This window comes from Microbispora sp. NPDC088329 (assembly GCF_040685655.1).
GTDB lineage: Bacteria > Actinomycetota > Actinomycetes > Streptosporangiales > Streptosporangiaceae > Microbispora.
Genome location: NZ_JBFBIP010000004.1, coordinates 69,221 through 87,030, shown reverse-complemented (window position 1 = coordinate 87,030; position 17,810 = coordinate 69,221). Strand labels below are relative to the sequence as shown.

Here is a 17,810-nt window from a genome sequence, read left to right as displayed (position 1 = left end):
ATCCATTATCCCCTCCCCCGGCTGCCCGGCTTGCTAGAGTGCGAGCCGCCTGTGCGCAACGTGGTCACATCGCAACTCAGGGTGGTGAGCGTGGACTCGGCACGTCATTCCCGCGAAGCGGGCCGCCTCCCGCGTTCCCTCGTCCTCCTGGCGTCGGCCGCGCTCGTCGCCGGTACCGGCGCGGCGTTGTGGGCGCTGCCCGCCGCCCCGCCCGAGGGCTGGCACGTCGCTCCCGGCGCCACGCCCGCCGGTCACCGGACCCCGGCCTCCGCGACGCCGGAGACGCTGGTCGCCGCACGTCAGACGGTCGCCGCCCCGGCCCCGCCCGCCGCTCCCTCCGCCGACGCGCCCGCGGCCGGTTACCGGGGCTTCCTCGACGCCGCCGGCGAGCCGCGTCCCGAACTGACGGCCGCGGGCGTGCGCTCGTTCGCGATCGGTCACGTCGTCGCCGGGCCGGACGGCTGCACTCCCCACTGGGCGGGGGTGCGTCCCCACGGCGGCGACGCGGTCGCCGCGCGAATCGGGCGGCTGCGGGCCGACGGCGGCGAGGTGTGGCCGGCGTTCGGCGGGCCCTACGGGCGGGAGCTGTCGGCCACCTGCGAGAACCCCGCCCGGCTGCTCGCGGCCTACCGGCGGGTCGTCGCCGTGATGGACCCTCCCGGCGTCGACATCGAGCCCGCGGAGCCCGCGGCGGGCCAAACCGGAGAGACCGGCCAAGCGGGAGAAACAGGCCAGGCGGGGGAAACCGGGCAGGCCGAAGGGACAGATCCGGCCGGAGAGACGGCCGCCCGCCGCCGCGCCGCCGTACTCGCCCGCCTGCAACGCGAGGCGTGGACCCGGGCGGGATCGACCGGCGGGGCCGGTGCACTGCGCGTGACGTTCACGCTTCCCGCCTCCCGGGACGGCCTGAGGCCCGCCGGCCGGGAGGCGTTGCGGATCACCCGGGAGGCGGGTGTGGAGATCGAGTCGGTCGGCCTGCTCGTGCCGATGGGGTCCGCCCCCTCCGCGCTGCACGACCTGGCCGTAGCGGCCCGGGCGGCGCGCCCGCAGATCGCGGTGGCGTTGGGTGTCTCGCCGGACGCGGTGTGGCGGCGGATGGGGCTGGCGCCCGTCCTCACGGGCTCCCGTGACCTGGGGCCGGGCGAGGCGGCACGGCTGGCGGCCTTCCGGGCCCGCAACGGCCTGGCCTGGCTGTCCGTGCGGGGTGCCCGTCCCTCCGAGCAGGTGCTGCGGATCCTCACGGGGGCGGCGTCACCGGCCGCACCGGCCACGCGGTCGCGACTCATGCCGGGCGGCCACCCCGTCCCCTGACCGCCGCCCGCCGCCTTCCCCGTCCCAACGAAGCGCTGCTCGGCTCCCACCCCGCCGGCACCGCGTTCGCCGGGCAGCGCCGCGCACAGGCCCGCGGGCTCGGGCGACTCGTCGAGCGCGCCCGGAGCTCGGGCGGTGTCCGTCCCGAGCTGTCGGCCGAGGACGTGAGGATCGGCCTGATGGCCATCGCCTCCCTGCACGCCGGTTCCCGTGAACGCGGCCGTGGCGGTCCGGAGGCCGGCGGACCTCCTGGTCGCGGGGATGTCCCATCCCCACCCGTGAGGCGGGCCGGGCTCAGTCCCTGACGAGCAGCGCCACGCACTCCACGTGGTGGGTCATCGGATACTGGTCGAAGGCCCGCAGGTCCTCCAGCCGGTAGCCGTGCCGGCCGAACCATGCGACGTCCCTGGCCAGGGTGGCCGGGTCGCACGAGACGTACACCACGCGCGAGGCCTCCAGACCGGCGACGCGCTCGACCACCGGACGGCCGAGGCCCGCACGGGGCGGGTCGGCCACCACCAGGTCGGCCCGTTCGATCCGCAGCCGGTCGAGCGCCTCCTCGACCCTGCCCCGCTCGATCCGCGCCTGCGGCAGGTCGCGCAGGTTGAACCGGGCGTCCTGCGCGGCCTGCGGTTCGGATTCGATGCCGAGCACGGCGCCCTCCGGGCCGACGGCCTCGGCGAGCCCGGCGGCGAAAAGGCCCGCGCCGCAGTACAGGTCGAGCGCCCACTCCCCCGGCTCGGGGCGGCCGAAGTCGAGCACCGCGCCGAGCAGCGTGTCCGCCGCCCCCGGATGGACCTGCCAGAACCCGCTCGCGGTGACGCGGAAGTCCCGCTCGCCCACCCGCTCGGTCAGCGAGGCCCGGCCGTGCAGCGCACGCGTGCCCCGTCTGCCCTGGTCGAGCAGGATCGCGGCGTCCACGTCCGGGATGGCCGCGCGGCGGTTCGGGAGCGGTTCGACGATCACGGCGCGGTCGCCGCCGGAGGCCGCCACCACCTCGACCGCGGCGGCCCCAGGCCAGGCGAGGCGTTCCGCGCCGATCTCCTCCACGGCGGGGTGCGCGATGAGGCACTCGGTGACGTGCTCGATCTCGTGCGACCGGTGCCTGCGCAGCCCGGCCGTGCCGTCCCGGTCCACGGCGAAGCGCACACGGGTACGCCACCCGAGGCCGTCCTCCGCCCCCGGCACCTCCTCGACCACGACCTTGAGATCGAGGCCCGCCAGGCGGCGGAACTGTTCGGCGACCACATCGGCCTTGAGCCGGCGCTGCGCCTCGAGCGAGGCGTGCTGCCAGTCGCAGCCGCCGCAGTGGCCGGGCCGGGCGAACGGGCAGGGCGGCGTGACGCGGTCGGGTGAGGGCTCGAGGATCTCGACCGCGTCGGCCCGCAGGAACCGCGTGGTCTCCTCGGTGACCTCGGCCACGACCCGCTCGCCGGGCAGGGTGTGCCGGACGAACACCACCCGGCCCTCGTGCCTGGCCACGCACCAGCCGCCGTTGGCGACGGCGTCCACCGTCAGTTCGAGCCGTTCGCCACCCATAGCGGCCTCTTTCGTTTCGGTCATGTCTTGACCTGTGTGTCCTTCGGGGGCTGGTAGGAGCGGCGGGAGGCGCCGGGAGCGGACGGCTCCCTGCGGCCCCTGAGCCGGTCGGAGGAGGCGAGCTGGAAGGGCACGCTCGTGACCATGACCCCGGGCTTGAACAGCAGCCGTCCCTTGAGCCGCAACGCGCTCTGGTTGTGCAGGAGGTGCTCCCACCACCGGCCGACCACGTACTCCGGGATGTAGACGGTCACGACGTCGCGCGGCGAGCGCCGCCGCAGCGACTTGACGTAGTCGAGAATCGGGCCCGTGATCTCCCGGTAAGGCGAGTCGAGGATCTTCAGCGGCACCTCGATGTCACGCCGGTCCCACTCCTCTCTGAGCCTGTTCGCCTCGTCGGCGTCCACGCTGACGGTCACGGCCTCCAGGCTCGACGGGCGGGTCGCCCTGGCGTACGCGAGCGCACGGAGCGTGGGCTTGTGGATCTTCGAGACGAGCACGATCGCGTGGTTGCGCGCGGGCAGCAGCGACTCGTCGACCTCGTGCCCCTCGGGCGCGGCGAGCTCCTCGGCGACCCGGTCGTAGTGCCGCCTGATGCCCTTCATCATCAGGAAGAGCACCGGCATCGCGATGCAGACGATGTACGCGCCGTGCATGAACTTGGTCGCCAGGACGACGACGAGCACGAGCCCCGTCATCACCGCGCCGAAGCCGTTGATCAGCCGCGAGCGCATCATGTGGAAGCGCGCCCTCGCGTCGGTCTCGGTCCTCAGGTGACGGGTCCAGTGCCGGACCATGCCGATCTGGCTGAGGGTGAACGAGACGAACACCCCGACGATGTAGAGGTTGAGCAGCTTGCTCACGTCCGCGTCGAACGCCCAGATCAGCAGGCAGGCCCCGGCCGCGAGAATGATGATGCCGTTGCTGAAGGCGAGGCGGTCACCCCGGGTGTGCAACTGGCGCGGCAGGTAGCGGTCCTGGGCGAGGATCGACCCGAGCACCGGGAAGCCGTTGAACGCGGTGTTGGCCGCCAGGAACAGGATGAGGGCGGTCACCGCGGCGATCACGACGAACAGGAACGAGCCGTGCCCGAAGACGGCCGAGGCCACCTGCGCGATGATCGGCTGCTGGTAGTAGCCGGGCCCGGCGGGGTGCCCGTCGATGATGACGTGCGTGGCCATGAACGCCGGGTCGGTCAGCTTCACGCCTGCCTTGAGGCCGAGGAAGATGATCCCGCTGAACATCGTGACCGCGATGAGGCCCATCATCAGCAGCGTCGTCGCGGCGTTCTTGCTCTTGGGCTTGCGGAAGGCCGGCACGCCGTTGCTGATCGCCTCGACACCGGTGAGCGCCGCACAGCCGGAGGAGAAGGCGCGCAGCACCAGGAACGCCATCGCGAATCCGGCGAGGTTGGCCTGCTCCCCGATGATCCGGTAGTCGGCGGTGGGCGCGCGCAGGTCGTTGCCGAGCACGACCAGCCGGAACAGGCCCCACACGACCATGCCGATGACCGCGATCATGAAGGCGTAGGTGGGAACGGCGAACGCGACACCCGATTCCCTCAGGCCGCGCAAATTCATGATCGTCAAGAGCGCGACGATGGCTATCGCCACCAGGGGGCGGTGTTCGGCGACGAAGGGAATAGTCGCGCCCACGTAGTCGGCGCCGTTGGCGACCGACACCGCCACGGTCAGCACGTAGTCGACGAGAAGGGCGCTCGCGACGGTCAGGCCCGCCGTCGGTCCCAGGTTCGTCGTGGCCACCTCGTAGTCGCCGCCGCCGCTGGGATAGGCGTGCACGTTCTGCCGGTAGGAGGCGACCACTGTGAGCATGACGAGGACGACGCCCGCCGCGACCCACGGGCTGACGCTGTAGAGGCCGACCCCGCCGATCGACAGGATGACCAGGATCTCCTGCGGCGCGTAGGCCACCGAGGACAGCGCGTCACTGGCGAATACCGGCAGTGCCACACGCTTGGGCAGCAGCTGATGGTGGAGCGCGGTGCTTCGCAGAGCCCGCCCCACGAGGAGCCGCTTGACAAGATCTGGCACCTTGGACACGTCTGTTGAGCCTAGCCCCCCGGCGCCGTGCCCGGGTCATGCGGTCTGCCATCAGGGCGACATACTGTCTGCAATAGGAGACCGCCACAACCCACGGCGGGGGAGCATGCATATTGTGATCATGGGATGCGGCCGGGTCGGCTCGACCCTGGCGCACATCCTTGAGGACAACGGCCACTCGGTCGCCGTGATCGACCGCGACCCGCAGGCCTTCCGGCGGCTGCGGGCCGGCTTCCGGGGCCGCAGGGTCACGGGGATCGGCTTCGACCGCGACGTCCTCGAAGAGGCCGGCATCGCCTCGGCCGCCGCCTTCGTCGCCGTGAGCAGCGGAGACAACTCCAACATCATCTCCGCGCGCGTCGCGCGCGAGATGTTCGGCGTGGACAACGTGGTCGCCCGCATCTACGACCCCCGCAGGGCCGAGGTCTACCAGCGGCTCGGCATCCCCACCGTGGCGACGGTCCGCTGGACCGCCGACCAGATCCTGCGCCGGGTGCTGCCCGAGGGCGCCGAACCCCTCTGGCGGGACCCGACCGGTACGGTCGTCCTCTCCGAGACGGCCTTCCACCAGGGCTGGATCGGCACCCGGGCCAGGGCGATCGAGGCGGTCACCGGCGCGCGCGTGGCGTTCGTCAACCGCATGGGCGAGGCGCTCGTGCCGAAGGACACGACCGTGATCCAGGAGGGCGACCTGCTCCACCTGGTGGCCGCCGAGAACGACATGGACCGCATCAACAAGGTGCTGTCCGCCCCGCCGTCCGATGAGGAGCACTGATGCGCGTCACCATCGCCGGCGCCGGAGCCGTCGGCCGCTCCATCGCGGCGGAGCTCCTGGAGAACGGCCACGAGGTCCTGCTCATCGACATCGACCCGAGCGCCATCAAGATCGACAGCGTGCCGCGGGCCGAGTGGCTGCTGGCCGACGCCTGCGAGATCTCCTCGCTGGACGAGGCCGGGCTGAACGGCTGCCAGGTCGTGATCGCCGCCTCCGGCGACGACAAGGTCAACCTCGTGGTCTCACTCCTCGCCAAGACGGAGTACGGCGTGCCGCGGGTGGTCGCCCGCGTCAACCACCCCAAGAACGAGTGGCTGTTCAACGAGTCGTGGGGCGTGGACGTCGCCGTCTCCACCCCGCGTCTGCTGTCGGCCCTGGTCGAGGAGGCGGTCAGCGTCGGCGACCTGGTGCGCCTGATGACCTTCCGGCAGGGCCAGGCCAACCTGGTGGAGCTCACGCTGGCCGAGGACGCCCCGGTGGTGGGCCAGCGGGCGGGCTCGGTGCCGTGGCCGGTGGACTCCGCCCTCGTGGCGATCCTGCGCGAGGGCCGGGTGCTGGTGCCCTCGGCCGACGACCCGCTGGAGGCCGGCGACGAGTTGCTGTTCGTGGCCAGCCAGGAGGTCGAGCACGAGCTCACCGAACTGCTGTCGGCCCACGGGCGCCCCTGACCCGTACACGACTCAGGCCCCGGGCACGACGTGTCCGGGGCCTTCGCGTCGGACCAGACGGACGGCTACGCAGTCGGCTGGGCGGGCTGCTGGAGATCGGGCTCGATCGGGGTGCGGCCCCGGGCGAGCACCCACACCATCGCGGCCAGCGCCGCGACCTGCAGCGGCCAGCCCAGGGCGATCTTGGCCACGCCGAGGGCGGTCACCTGGTCCGCCCAGTAGAGCGGCAACTGGACCACCACCCGCAGCAGGCAGGGCAGCATGAGCAGCCACGTCAGCCGCGAGCACAACCGGACCAGCGCGGGGTCGTTGTGCCAGGCCGTCGGGTCGCCGGTCACCGAGCCGATCAGGAAACCCACGACCGGCCAGCGGACCACGATCGACAGCAGCATGCCGGCGGCGTAGCCCCCGTTGTAGAGGATTCCCGGCAGGAACACGTCCTTGGCGTCGCCGGTGCGGGTCGCGAAGAACGCGCCGATGCCGATGCCGACGAGGCTGTTGAGCACGAACTGCGGCGTCGTGCGCTGCGCGAGCCGCAGCAGTAGCAGCACGACCGCCGAGGCGATGCCGACGATCAGCGAGGCCTTCAGCTCGTTGGTGCCCACCCAGGTGCCGGTGAAGGCGATCGTGGGCACGGCCGCCTCGACGATCCCGCGCCTGCCGCCCAGCGCCTTGCTCATCTGGGCACGGACGGCCGCCTCAACCGTGGCGTGCGCCGCAGGGGCCGTCATGTCCGCTGTGCTCATACGGTCTCCTGAGAGATCAAGGGCCACCGGCCGGGCGTAGCTCGTAGCGGGGATTGAACATGACCTTGCGGCCGTCCTGGACGCTGACCAGACCTTCGGCCCGCACCACCCGGCCCGGCTCGATGCCGGCGATCTTCCGGCGACCGAGCCAGACCAGGTCGATCACGTCCGACCCGTCGTACAACTCGGCCTCGAGGGCGGGCGCGCCGCCGCGCGGACGGAGGGTCACGGTGCGCAGCGTGCCCGCCACACATGTCCGCTGACGCTCACCGCATCGCGCGATGGGAGTGGCCCCCTGCTGCTCCAGGTCCTCCTGGAGCTCGGCGGCCTCCAGCTCGGCCTGGCTGGTGGTCAGCCGTCGGAAGAAGCCCCGCAGTCCGCCGCGTCTGGCAGGCTCCGGCGTGCCCATTGGTCACTCACCCAGCTTCCTCACTCGCCGTCCCCTTCGGGGGGATACGTCGTCCTCGCTCCAGCCTAGGCCCGTCGTTTCCCACCGCAGCATACGTGAGCCGTCCATGGGTCAGAAGGACGGTCAGGGCAGGGCTTTTCCCCCTATCAGGTCAACCGGTACCACCAGGGGACGGGATCAGCGGATCTCCTGGATTTCGGGACCGCGCTCGAAGGGCCGGAACTCCTCCCGCCGGGCCCCCTGCTCCTCCACGGCCTGCCGCGCCTCGGCGGGCAGGCGGAGCGGGATCGCCTCTCTGGGTGGCATCGGCTCGTCACCGCGCACGACCACGATGTCGCGCACGACGTCCTCCAGGATCCGCGCCGCCTCCGGGTCGGCCGCCGCCGGACCGCTGATGACGCCCTGCAGGAACCAGCGGGGGCCGTCCACGCCGAGGAAGCGCACCGGCTGCGGCTCCGTCTGCCCCTGCGCGGGCGCCCGTCCGGCGAGCTCGGGGCCGAAGGGCCCTTCCCGCTCCTCGACGGAGCCGCCGGCGGCGGCCACGTCACGGGCGAGCTCGGCCCGCACCTCGTCCCAGGTCCCGCCGCGCTTGGGCGCGGCGAGCGCCTGCACCTGCAGCAGGCTCCCCTCCAGCAGGACGAGCGCCCCGGTGATCTGGTCGCCGTCCACTCTGAGCTGGATCTCGAACCCGGGACCGACGGGCAGGCGCAGGCCCCCCAGGTCCACCCGCTCGGCCTCGGGATAGTCGTCGTCGGAATCCCAGGGGCCCGTCGCCCGCGTCGGGGCGGGACTCTCCTCCCGCACGACGGCTGGTGCGGTCTCCTCCTCCGCGCGTCGCCGGCGTCGCAACACTTGTCTCACTCTCCTCGCATCGTGGCCCGTCTCACGGGCCCCGCGGTGTCAGCTCCCCGTCGAGCCGAACCCGTTCGTGCCCCGTAGGGAGCCGGGCAACCGGTCGACCTCGTAGAACGCGGCCCTTTCCACTCGCTGGACCACGAGCTGGGCGATGCGGTCGCCGCGCCGGAGCCGTACCGCGTCCTTGGCGTCGGTGTTGATCATCGTCACCCGGATCTCGCCCCGGTAGCCTGCGTCGATCGTGCCCGGCGCGTTGACCAGCGTGACGCCGTACCGGGCCGCCAGGCCCGAACGCGGATGGACGAAGGCGGCGTACCCGTCCGGCAGCGCGATGGCGACACCAGTCCGCACGACCGCCCGCTCGCCGGGCAGCAACTCGACGTCCTCCGCCGCGTACAGGTCGGCTCCGGCGTCACCCGGATGCGCGTACGACGGGAGCGGAAGGCCGGGGTCGAGCCGGTGGATCAGGATCTCGACGCTCATGAGGCATGACCCTACCCGTTGTGCTGGGGGGACACCGCCTCTCCCGCCTCGGAGGACGGGTGTGCCGCGTCCGGCTCCTGCCCGCGCTCCCCCGGAGAGGCGGGCTGGGGCGCGTGAGAGGACGCGGGCTCCGCGCCGGGCTCCGACTGCGGGGGCACGTTCCCGGCTCCATGCTCCGCGACATCGGGCGGGCCGATTTCGGCCGGCGGCTCGATTGCGGGCTGGCCGCGGCGCAGCGCGGGCAGCGCGCGGTAGATGACCGCCGTGAGCGGCACCGCCACCACGGCGCCTGCGATGCCGCCGAGCACGCCGCCGACCGCGAGGACGAGGATGATCGCCAGAGGGTGGAACTCCAGGGCCCGGCCCACGATGAGCGGCTGGAGCACGTGGTTTTCCAGCTGCTGCTCGACCACGAGGATGCCCACGAAGATCAGCGCGTACACCCAGCCCTGGGAGCCGAAGGTGACCAGCGTCGCGACGCCGCCCGCGAACAGGATGCCGACGATCGGGATGAAGCTGGCCAGGAAGACCAGCACCGCGAGGGGCGCCCACAGCGGCACCCGCATCCCGGCGAGCACCACTCCGATCACGAGCCCGTGGATGGCCGCGACGGCGACCGTGCCGTGCACGTAGTGGGAGATCGTCGCCCATGCGGCCCGGCCCGCCAGGTCCACGCGCGGCGCGGCGCCGCCGAACGCCCGCAGGAACCAGGCCCAGATCCGCTCGCCGTCCTTCAGCAGGAAGAAGGTCACGAAGAGGATCAGCACGATGGAGGTGAGCACCTCGACGACCGCGGTGGCGCCGCTCAGCACCGTGCTGGTGATCTGGCTGCGATATTGAGTGATCTGGCTGCTGAGCTGGTCCACGAAGTCGGCGATCTGCGCCTCCTTCAGGTGGAGGGGGCCGTGCAGCAGCCAGTTCTGGACGTTGCGCACGGTGACCTGGATCTGCACGACCAGCTTGGGGAACTCCTCGTTCGCCCGCACGCCGATCAGGAACCCGATGCCGATGATCAGCGCGAGACCGAGCAGCATCGTGATCCACGTCGCGTAGATCGGCCTCAGTCCGGCAGTGCGCAGCCTCCGGGTCAGCGGGTACAGCAGGGCCGCGAGCAGCAGCGCGACCACCACCGGCATGACGACGAAGCTGATCCTGCCGATGATCTGCCACAGGAAGTAGACCATCGCGCCGAGCAGCAGCAGCCGCCAGCTCCACGCGGCCATCGTGGCCAGCGTCGGCGGGACCCTCTGCGTGGTACTGCGGTTAGACGGGATCACGGATCCAGCCTGGCATGTCGGCGGACGGGACGCGCAGTCGTTTTACCCGCGTATGGCGGTCGTTTCGCCGTGACCTCGCCGCAGGCCCCGGCTCGCGGGCCGCCGCCGCACCGAAACGTCCGGGAACGTCCTGGAACGTCCCAAACATCGCCGGCCGCCGCCGTCCACACGGCGGCGGCCGGCGGTGGCCTCACACGGTCAGGGTGGCGACCGCGTCGAGCGGGGCGTCACCGGGTTCGAGGACGAACTCCTCGACGTTGCCGGCCGCGCACAGGTCGTCCTGGGCCAGCCGAACCAGGTCCGCCTGGTCCCCCGACACGGTCAGCCGGGAGACCTCGGCCCGCATCGACAGCCGTGCCTCGGACTTGGCCCTCCGCACCCGGCGGAGCACCTCCGCCGCGGCGTCGAGCACCGCGGGATCGCCGAGCCGCGCCTCGGGCAGGTCTCCGGCGGACGGCCAGGCGGCGCGGTGCACCGAGCCCTCCCGCCACCACGACCAGACCTCCTCGGTCACGAACGGCAGGAACGGCGCGAACAGCCGCAGCAGCACATCCAGCGCCCGTCGCAGGGCGGCGACGGCGGAAGGGTCCCCGGCGTACGCGCGGGCCTTGACCAACTCCAGGTAGTCGTCGCAGAACGACCAGAAGAACCGTTCCGTCCGCTCCAGGGCCCGGGTGTAGTCGTACGACTCGAACGCCTCGGTCGCCTCGGCCACGACCGCACGCAACGCGGCCAGCATGGACAGGTCGACCGGCTCGGTGACCTCGCCGCCGCTCCCGGACCCGAAGCCGAGCACGAACTTCGACGCGTTGAGGATCTTAATGGCCAGCCGGCGGCCGATCTTGATCTGTCCGGTGTCGAACGCCGTGTCGGTGCCGGGACGCCCGTTCGCCGCCCAGTAGCGGACCGCGTCGGAACCGTACTCCTCCAGCAGGCCCATGGGCGTGACCACGTTGCCCTTGGACTTGGACATCTTCTTTCGGTCGGGATCGAGGATCCACCCGGAGATCGCCGCGTGCCGCCAGGGCAGCGTCCCGTGCTCCAGGTGCGACCGCACGACGGTGGAGAACAGCCAGGTACGGATGATCTCGTGGGCCTGGGGCCGCAGGTCCATCGGGAAGACGCGGCGGAACAGATCGCCGTCGCGCTCCCACCCGGCGGCGATCTGCGGGGTCAGCGAGGACGTCGCCCAGGTGTCCATGACGTCGGGGTCGGCGGAGAAGCCGAGCGGCTTGCCGCGCTGGTCCTCGGTGTAGCCGGGCGGCACGTCGCTGGACGGGTCGACCGGCAACGCCGACTCGGGCGGGACGATCGGCGCGTCGTAGACCGGCTCGCCCTCGGCGTCGAGCGGGTACCAGACCGGGATAGGCACGCCGAAGAACCGCTGGCGGGAGATCAGCCAGTCGCCCGCGAGGCCCTCCACCCAGTTGTCGTACCTGACCCGCATGTGCGGCGGGTGCCACTCCAGCTCCCGGCCGCGCTCCAGCAGCTCGGCGCGCAGCCGCGCGTCCCTGCCGCCGTTGCGGATGTACCACTGCCGGGTGGTGACGATCTCGAGCGGCCGGTCGCCCTTCTCGTAGAACTTGACCGGCCGCTGGATCTTGCGCGGCTCGCCGTCCAGGTGGCCGGACTCGCGCAGCATCTCCACGATGCGCTCGCGCGCGCTGTGCACCGTCTTTCCGGCCAGCGCGGCGTACGGCTCGGCCGGCACGCCCTGCGGCGGCTCGGGGAGCAGACGGCCGTCCCAGCCGATCACCGGCCGGGTGGGCAGGTCCAGCTCGCGCCACCAGGTGACGTCGGTGACGTCGCCGAACGTGCAGATCATCGCGATGCCCGAGCCCTTGTCGGGCTCGGCGAGGTGATGGGCGACGACCGGCACCTCGACCCCGAAGACCGGGGTGCGGACGGTGGTGCCGAACAACGGCCGGTAGCGCTCGTCGTCGGGATGGGCGACCAGCGCCACGCAGGCCGGGATCAGCTCGGGCCGGGTCGTCTCGATCCACACCATGCCCTCGGCGCCGTCGCCGTCAGGACGCTCGAACCCGATGCGGTGGAAGGCGCCGGGCCACTCCCGGTCCTCCAGCTCGGCCTGGGCCACGGCGGTGCGGAACGTCACGTCCCACAGGGTCGGGGCCTCGGCGACGTACGCCTCGCCGCGGGCGAGGTTGCGCAGGAACGCGCGCTGCGAGGCGGCCCGGGCTCCCGCGTCGATGGTCGCGTAGGTCATCGACCAGTCCACCGACAGGCCGAGACGGCGCCACAGCTCCTCGAACGCCTTCTCGTCCTCGGCGGTCAGCCGCTCGCACAACTCGATGAAGTTGCGACGCGAGATCGGCACCTGCCGCTTGGCGTCCGGCTTCTCCGGCGGGGTGAAGCCAGGGTCGTACGGCATGGACGGATCGCAGCGCACGCCGAAGTGGTTCTGCACGCGGCGCTCGGTGGGCAGGCCGTTATCGTCCCACCCCATCGGGTAGAAGACCTCGCGCCCCCGCATCCGCTGGTAGCGGGCGATCGTGTCCGTGTGCGTGTAGGAGAAGACGTGCCCCACATGGAGGGACCCGGACACGGTGGGCGGCGGGGTGTCGATGGAGTAGACCTCGTCCCTGCCCCGGGACCGGTCGAACCGGTAGGTGCCCTCGGCCTCCCAGCGCTCTACCCATACCGCTTCCAAGCCGTCGAGTGTTGGTTTCTCGGGCATGGCTGCGGGGAGTCGCTGTTCGGTCATGCCACCACATGGTATGGCGTGGACCGCCACCCCGTGCGGAGACACTAAGGTCGTTATCGAGGAGGAATCATGGCGGACACGGTTCGGGAGGCCAAGCGCGAACTCGGCGCGATGGACAAACCCGATATGCAGTGGCGTATCGTCGGCGGCCTGCTCGGCTTGGCGGTGGGCTTCTGCTCACGCAAGGTGCTGTCGTTCGCGTGGGAGAAGGCCACCGGCAAGAAGCCGCCGGCGAGCGCCGACTCCCCCGACATCGGGCTCGGCGAGGCGATCGCGTACGCCGTGGTGATGGGCCTGGGCATGGAGATAACGCGCATCGTCGTCACGCGGTCGGCGGCGAAGAAGTGGCGTTCCTGGAAGGACGCCGCCCGGGACCTCACTCCGTAGGAGCGACCGGCTCCCCGGATTCCAGAGCCGTGAGGAAGTCGCTGGCCCACCTGTCCACGTTGTAGGTGGCGACCCTGCGCCTGAGCGAGCGCATCCGGCGCCCGAGCTCGTGCGGGGTCGCCCGCATCGCCGCCAGCATGGTCCGCTTCATGCCGTCGATGTCGTACGGGTTGACCATGTAGGCCTGGCGCATCTCGTCGGCCGCCCCGGCGAACTCGCTCAGCACGAGCGCCCCGCGCAGATCGTGGCGGCAGGCGACGTACTCCTTGGCGACGAGGTTCATGCCGTCGCGCAGCGGCGTGACGACCATGACGTCGGCCGCCAGGTAGAGCGCCGCCAGCTCCTCCTTGTTGTACGACTGGTGCAGGTAGGAGATCGGGTGGCGGCCGAGCATGCCGTGCTCGCCGTTGATGCGGCCCACCCTCAGCTCGATGTCGTTGCGCAGCCGGATGTACTCGGCGACGCGCTCGCGGGTGGGCGTGGCGACCTGGACGAAGACCGCCTCGCCCGGCTTGATCGCGCCGTCGTCGAGCAGCTCGCCGAACGCCTTGAGCCGCTGGCCGATGCCCTTGGTGTAGTCGAGCCGGTCGACGCCGAGCAGCATGTGCTCGGGGTCGCCCAGCTCGGCGCGGATCTCCTTGGCCCGCTGCTGGATGCCCGGCTCGCGGACGAGCTGGTCCAGCTCGCCGAAGTCGACCGAGATCGGGAACGACTCGGCGCGCACCGTCCGGTCTTCGAGCTGGATCGCGTTGCGGAGGTACTGCACGCCGAGCAGCCTGCGGCACAGCCGCAGGAAGTTGGCCGCGCCGCCCGGCCGCTGGAAGCCCACGAGGTCGGCCCCGAGCAGGCCCTCCAGGATCTCGTTGCGCCAGGGCAGCTGGTAGAACAGCTCGCCCGGCGGGAACGGGATGTGCAGGAAGAACCCGATCTTCAGGTCGGGCCGCAGCTTGCGCAGCATCGCGGGCACGAGCTGGAGCTGGTAGTCCTGCACCCATACGACCGCGCCGGGCGCCGCCGCGTCCGCGGCCGCGCGGGCGAACCGGTCGTTGACCGCGCGGTAGGCGTCCCAGAGCACGCGCGAGTAGACGGGTGTGGCGACCACGTCGTGATAGAGCGGCCACAGGGTGGCGTTGGAGAAGCCCTCGTAGTACAGCTCGACCTCGAGCTGGGACAGCGGGATGGGGATGAGGTGCATGCCGTCGTGGTCGAAGGGCTTCAGCTCCTCGCCCGCCGCCCCCGTCCAGCCGAGCCAGGCCCCGTCACGACGTTGCATGACGGGCGCGATGGCGGTGACGAGCCCGCCCGGGCTGCGCCGCCACTCGTTCTCGCCCACGCGATCGACCGGTAGCCGGTTCGCGACGATCAGAAATGAGCTGGTGCCACGCATGCATCTCCTCCAGGTGGTCGCCTGTGACCACCATACGGAAAGTCACCAGTGACCCCCATACCCGTAAGGACGTGCACAATTCCCACCGGTTGTTGTGAGAATGATCTCATGCAGCTCATGCGGGGTCGGCAAGAGGTTTAGACCAATCAGTGACACTTCCCTACCGGGATGATGGGGGCGGACCGAGAGTGCCGATTGGGACGGGCACCTGGGCGGATACGTGTTCCCGGGGGACGCGGGGCCACACGCGCGAGGGGGAGGGAACGGCGCGGCGGAGGCCGGCCCGGAGAGGATCAGCCGGAGAGGATCGGTCCGGCGGCGGCGCGTCGGCCGGGTGGCAGGGCGTCAGCCGGGTGGCAGGGCGCGCTGGCGGCGCAGGTCCGCCCGCACGGAGCTCGCGAGCTTCTTGGTGGCGGCCCGGTTCAGCGCGCCGCCGGCCACGGCGCCGGTGAGGAAGGGGCCGAGCGTGGTGAGGTGACGGCCGAGCGTGCGCATCAGGCGGTTGCGCAGCGCGGTCTTGGCGGCGGTCCCGAGCGCGATCGTGGCCGAGCCGGGGGCGAGGGGGTTGACGCCCCGCTGCTTCGACCAGGCGAGCGCGAACGCCGCCGCCCTCTGGGTGCCGTTGCCGGGGACCTCCACGCCGTACACCTCGTGCAGTTCGGCGAGAAGCTTCACTTCGATTGCCGCGACGACCAGCGTCTCGGCCACGATCTGAGCGGGCGCGGACAGCAGGAGCGGCGGAGCGGCGAACTCGGCCGCGGCGAGCGCCCCGCCGACCGCGCCGACCGCCATCGTCGCCTTCGCGGCGGTGCGGACGAGATCGTCGGCGAGCTGCTCGCCGGTGAGCCCGTAGTGGTGTTCCCGCAGCGTCTCGTAGTCCCGTACCGGTAACCGCGGGGCGATGTTCATGAAGACGTCGGCCATCCATCGGCCCCGCCCGGTTCCCCGTTCTCGCGCCTTCCTGGCGGACTGCACCAAGGCCCCGCTGAGGCGGCCGAGCAGCCGACGCCGCTCGGCCCCGTCCGTCTCCTCAGAGGCGACGAGTTTGCCGACCAGGTCGGCGACCTCGTTGTTTGATCCATCCGCTGATGAAGTCACGGACCCTCCCAAGGGTCTCCTAGGCGGCACACTCTCGGCAGACCTGCTGGCCGTTCTTCTCGGAGGCCAGCTGGCTGCGGTGGTGCACCAGGAAGCACCGCGAACAGGTGAATTCATCGGCCTGCCGAGGAATCACCCGCAGCGAGAGCTCCTCGTTCGACAGGTCCGCCCCCGGCAGCTCCAGCGACTCGGCCAGATCGGTCTCGTCGATGTCGATGCTGCCCGACGACTTGTCGCTCCTACGCGCCTGGAGTTCCTGGAGGCTGTCCTCGTTGAGGTCGTCGTCGGTCTTACGCGGGCTGTCGTAGTCGGTAGCCATCTGCTACTCCATCCCCCTCATCTATCTGCCTGCGCCTGTGTCGCGCGTGGATAACGCTCGGAAGGCCGGTGTTGTGCCCGCGGGGGCCAGTAAATTGTGCAATCGGTACCCGCTTGAACGAACACTGAACCTTCCGACACGCGAGGGGCATCCCTCCGAGGGCTGCGGTTAGCCAAATATGGCGAAAACCACAGTATCGGCGGTATCCCCACCGCGTTTCGACGGCACATCCAACCACATGTGCGGCGCACACGCTCCATCAGCGCGCCGACTGCGGCGTCCCCGGAGACGCCCCGGTTCCGGAGAGACGCACCGTCACCACGAGCCCGCCCCCGTCGCGGGGGACGGCGGCGACCGTTCCGCCGTGCGCGCGGACGATCGCGCGCACGATTGACAGGCCGAGACCCGCGCCCTTGGCGGACTGGACCCGGTCGGCGTTCAGTCGCCGGAACGGCTCGAACAGGCTCTCCACCTCGTACGCGGGAACGTGCGGTCCCGTGTTCGCGACCTGAACAACCGCACCCCCGTCGACAATTCCCGTACGGATCCAAACCTTCCCGGACTCGCCGATATTGTGCTTGATCCCGTTCTCGACGAGGTTGGAGACACAGCGTTCTATGAGAACGGGGTCGCCCGTCGTGGCCGCCGGATGAAGATCGTGCTCCACCGTGACCCCCTCCTCCCCGGCGAAGGGGGCCAGTTGCTCCACCGCCGTCCTGGCGACCTCCTGAACGTCCACCGGCTTGCGCACCGACAGCTCGCGCTCGCTGCGGGCGAGCAGCAGCAGGCCCTCGATCAGCCGCTCGTTGCGCGCGGTGGTGCCGAGGAGCGTACGCCCGAGCACCTTGAGGTCGTCCGACGCCTCGGGGTCGGACAGGGCGACCTCCAGCACCGTGCGGTTGATCGCCAGCGGCGTCCGCAGTTCGTGCGAGGCGTTGTCCACGAACCTCCGTTGCGCGTCGAAGGCGGTGTTGAGCCGGGTGAGCATCGCGTCGAAGGTGTCTGCCAGCTCCTTCAGCTCGTCGTCGGGGCCCTGCAGGTCGATGCGCTCATGGGCGAGCGAGGTCTCCGACAGCTTCCGCGCGGTCGCCGTCATCTTCATGACGGGCCGCAGCGCCCGGTCCGCCACGACGTACCCGAGCATCAGGGCGAGGATCCCCACGCCCGCCAGCGCCAGCAGCGACCGCTTCAGCAATTCGGCCCGCGCCACCCCGGTGACCTCCGCCTGCGCGGCGGCGAACGAGTGGTTGGCCTCGTCGATCCACTCCTGCGGCACGCTCCCGCGCGGGAAGATGATCTGCGGCACGCTCTGCCAGCCGACGTCGATCGCCTGGCCGATCAGCACGTACATGACCATCACGAGCAGCGCGCCGGCGACGAAGACCAGCGCGGCGTACGTGAGGGTCAGGCGCCAGCGGATGCTGACGCGGTTCTGCAGCGACTTCATCTCGCCGAACAGGTTGCCCCGCTGTACCGGGTGGGCGACCAGGGGTGGCGGGCCGTCCCAGGCGGGCGGGCCGCTGGGCGGCGGCGGGACCTGACTGCGATAGGGACCTGTCCCCATCGGGTGCGACATCCTGAGGGCGGCACCCGCCGCGGACCGGTCGCCGGCCGGGGCCGCCGCCGCGTCCGTGGGCGTCGTGTCCTCCCGGGACGTCGTGGCGTCCGGGGGCGTCGTGGCCGCACCCGATCCGCCGGGCGGCGGAAGGATCCGGGGCGTCCCCCTCTCGGAGGTGTCACGCGGTTCTGTCACAGGGCCCCCTCCCCCGGG

At 71.4% G+C, this 17,810-nt stretch carries 16 protein-coding genes; 4 read left to right on the top strand and 12 right to left on the bottom strand.

Annotation, left to right across the window (positions count from 1 at the left end; all coding sequences use genetic code 11):
- The first annotated feature begins 90 nt into the window (after positions 1-90).
- Positions 91-1,311, top strand: a complete 1,221-nt coding sequence (locus tag AB0O28_RS10525; RefSeq protein ID WP_363638544.1) for a hypothetical protein — start codon at positions 91-93, stop codon at positions 1,309-1,311.
- Positions 1,312-1,605: 294 nt separating this feature from the next.
- On the opposite strand, the gene AB0O28_RS10520 is transcribed toward AB0O28_RS10525, so the two are convergent.
- Together AB0O28_RS10520 and AB0O28_RS10515 are read right to left on the bottom strand one after the other, a co-directional pair.
- Positions 1,606-2,874 (bottom strand): class I SAM-dependent RNA methyltransferase, encoded by a 1,269-nt coding sequence (locus AB0O28_RS10520; RefSeq protein ID WP_363638542.1) that lies wholly within the window; start codon positions 2,872-2,874, stop codon positions 1,606-1,608.
- Entirely contained in the window at positions 2,871-4,910 is a 2,040-nt protein-coding gene (locus AB0O28_RS10515) for an APC family permease (protein ID WP_363638539.1), read from the bottom strand. The genes AB0O28_RS10520 and AB0O28_RS10515 overlap by 4 nt, the downstream gene beginning before the upstream one ends.
- 106 nt (positions 4,911-5,016) lie before the next feature.
- On the opposite strand from AB0O28_RS10515, the gene AB0O28_RS10510 reads away from it, so the two are divergent.
- Positions 5,017-5,685 carry a TrkA family potassium uptake protein gene (locus AB0O28_RS10510; RefSeq protein WP_363638537.1) on the top strand — a complete coding sequence of 223 codons (669 nt, stop codon included), beginning with the start codon at positions 5,017-5,019 and terminating at the stop codon, positions 5,683-5,685.
- Positions 5,685-6,353, top strand: a complete 669-nt coding sequence (locus AB0O28_RS10505) for a TrkA family potassium uptake protein (RefSeq protein WP_363638535.1) — start codon at positions 5,685-5,687, stop codon at positions 6,351-6,353. The genes AB0O28_RS10510 and AB0O28_RS10505 overlap by 1 nt, the downstream gene beginning before the upstream one ends.
- A gap of 65 nt (positions 6,354-6,418) precedes the next feature.
- On the opposite strand, the gene AB0O28_RS10500 is transcribed toward AB0O28_RS10505, so the two are convergent.
- The 6 genes from AB0O28_RS10500 to valS form a co-directional block, all read right to left on the bottom strand.
- Positions 6,419-7,099 (bottom strand): DUF3159 domain-containing protein, encoded by a 681-nt coding sequence (locus tag AB0O28_RS10500; RefSeq protein ID WP_363638533.1) that lies wholly within the window; start codon positions 7,097-7,099, stop codon positions 6,419-6,421.
- Positions 7,100-7,115: 16 nt separating this feature from the next.
- Positions 7,116-7,508 (bottom strand): OB-fold nucleic acid binding domain-containing protein, encoded by a 393-nt coding sequence (locus AB0O28_RS10495; protein ID WP_030505482.1) that lies wholly within the window; start codon positions 7,506-7,508, stop codon positions 7,116-7,118.
- Positions 7,509-7,685: 177 nt separating this feature from the next.
- Positions 7,686-8,360 carry a DUF3710 domain-containing protein gene (locus AB0O28_RS10490; RefSeq protein WP_363638530.1) on the bottom strand — a complete coding sequence of 225 codons (675 nt, stop codon included), beginning with the start codon at positions 8,358-8,360 and terminating at the stop codon, positions 7,686-7,688.
- Between the two features lie 48 nt (positions 8,361-8,408).
- Positions 8,409-8,846 (bottom strand): dUTP diphosphatase, encoded by a 438-nt coding sequence (dut, locus tag AB0O28_RS10485; RefSeq protein ID WP_363638528.1) that lies wholly within the window; start codon positions 8,844-8,846, stop codon positions 8,409-8,411.
- 11 nt (positions 8,847-8,857) lie between these two features.
- A complete protein-coding gene (locus AB0O28_RS10480) occupies positions 8,858-10,069 on the bottom strand; it encodes an AI-2E family transporter (RefSeq protein ID WP_363638526.1) in 1,212 nt (403 codons plus the stop codon).
- Between the two features lie 244 nt (positions 10,070-10,313).
- The gene (valS, locus tag AB0O28_RS10475; protein ID WP_363638524.1) at positions 10,314-12,848 is read right to left on the bottom strand and encodes a valine--tRNA ligase; all 2,535 of its coding nucleotides are present in this window, start codon (positions 12,846-12,848) and stop codon (positions 10,314-10,316) included.
- A 69-nt stretch (positions 12,849-12,917) separates the two neighbouring features.
- On the opposite strand from valS, the gene AB0O28_RS10470 reads away from it, so the two are divergent.
- Positions 12,918-13,235, top strand: coding sequence for a DUF4235 domain-containing protein (locus AB0O28_RS10470; RefSeq protein WP_363638522.1), 318 nt, complete (start codon positions 12,918-12,920; stop codon positions 13,233-13,235).
- On the opposite strand, the gene AB0O28_RS10465 is transcribed toward AB0O28_RS10470, so the two are convergent.
- From AB0O28_RS10465 to AB0O28_RS10450, 4 genes are all read right to left on the bottom strand, one after another.
- Entirely contained in the window at positions 13,225-14,622 is a 1,398-nt protein-coding gene (locus tag AB0O28_RS10465; RefSeq protein ID WP_363638520.1) for a trehalose-6-phosphate synthase, read from the bottom strand. The two genes, AB0O28_RS10470 and AB0O28_RS10465, sit on opposite strands and share 11 nt — an antisense overlap.
- A gap of 345 nt (positions 14,623-14,967) precedes the next feature.
- Positions 14,968-15,720: a hypothetical protein gene (locus AB0O28_RS10460; RefSeq protein WP_363638518.1), complete on the bottom strand. Its 753-nt coding sequence runs from the start codon at positions 15,718-15,720 to the stop codon at positions 14,968-14,970.
- Positions 15,721-15,739: 19 nt separating this feature from the next.
- Complete coding sequence (locus AB0O28_RS10455; RefSeq protein ID WP_030505490.1) at positions 15,740-16,039, bottom strand: DUF4193 domain-containing protein; 300 nt, start codon at positions 16,037-16,039, stop codon at positions 15,740-15,742.
- Positions 16,040-16,298: 259 nt separating this feature from the next.
- Complete coding sequence (locus AB0O28_RS10450; protein ID WP_363638516.1) at positions 16,299-17,792, bottom strand: HAMP domain-containing sensor histidine kinase; 1,494 nt, start codon at positions 17,790-17,792, stop codon at positions 16,299-16,301.
- Between the last annotated feature and the right edge of the window lie 18 nt (positions 17,793-17,810).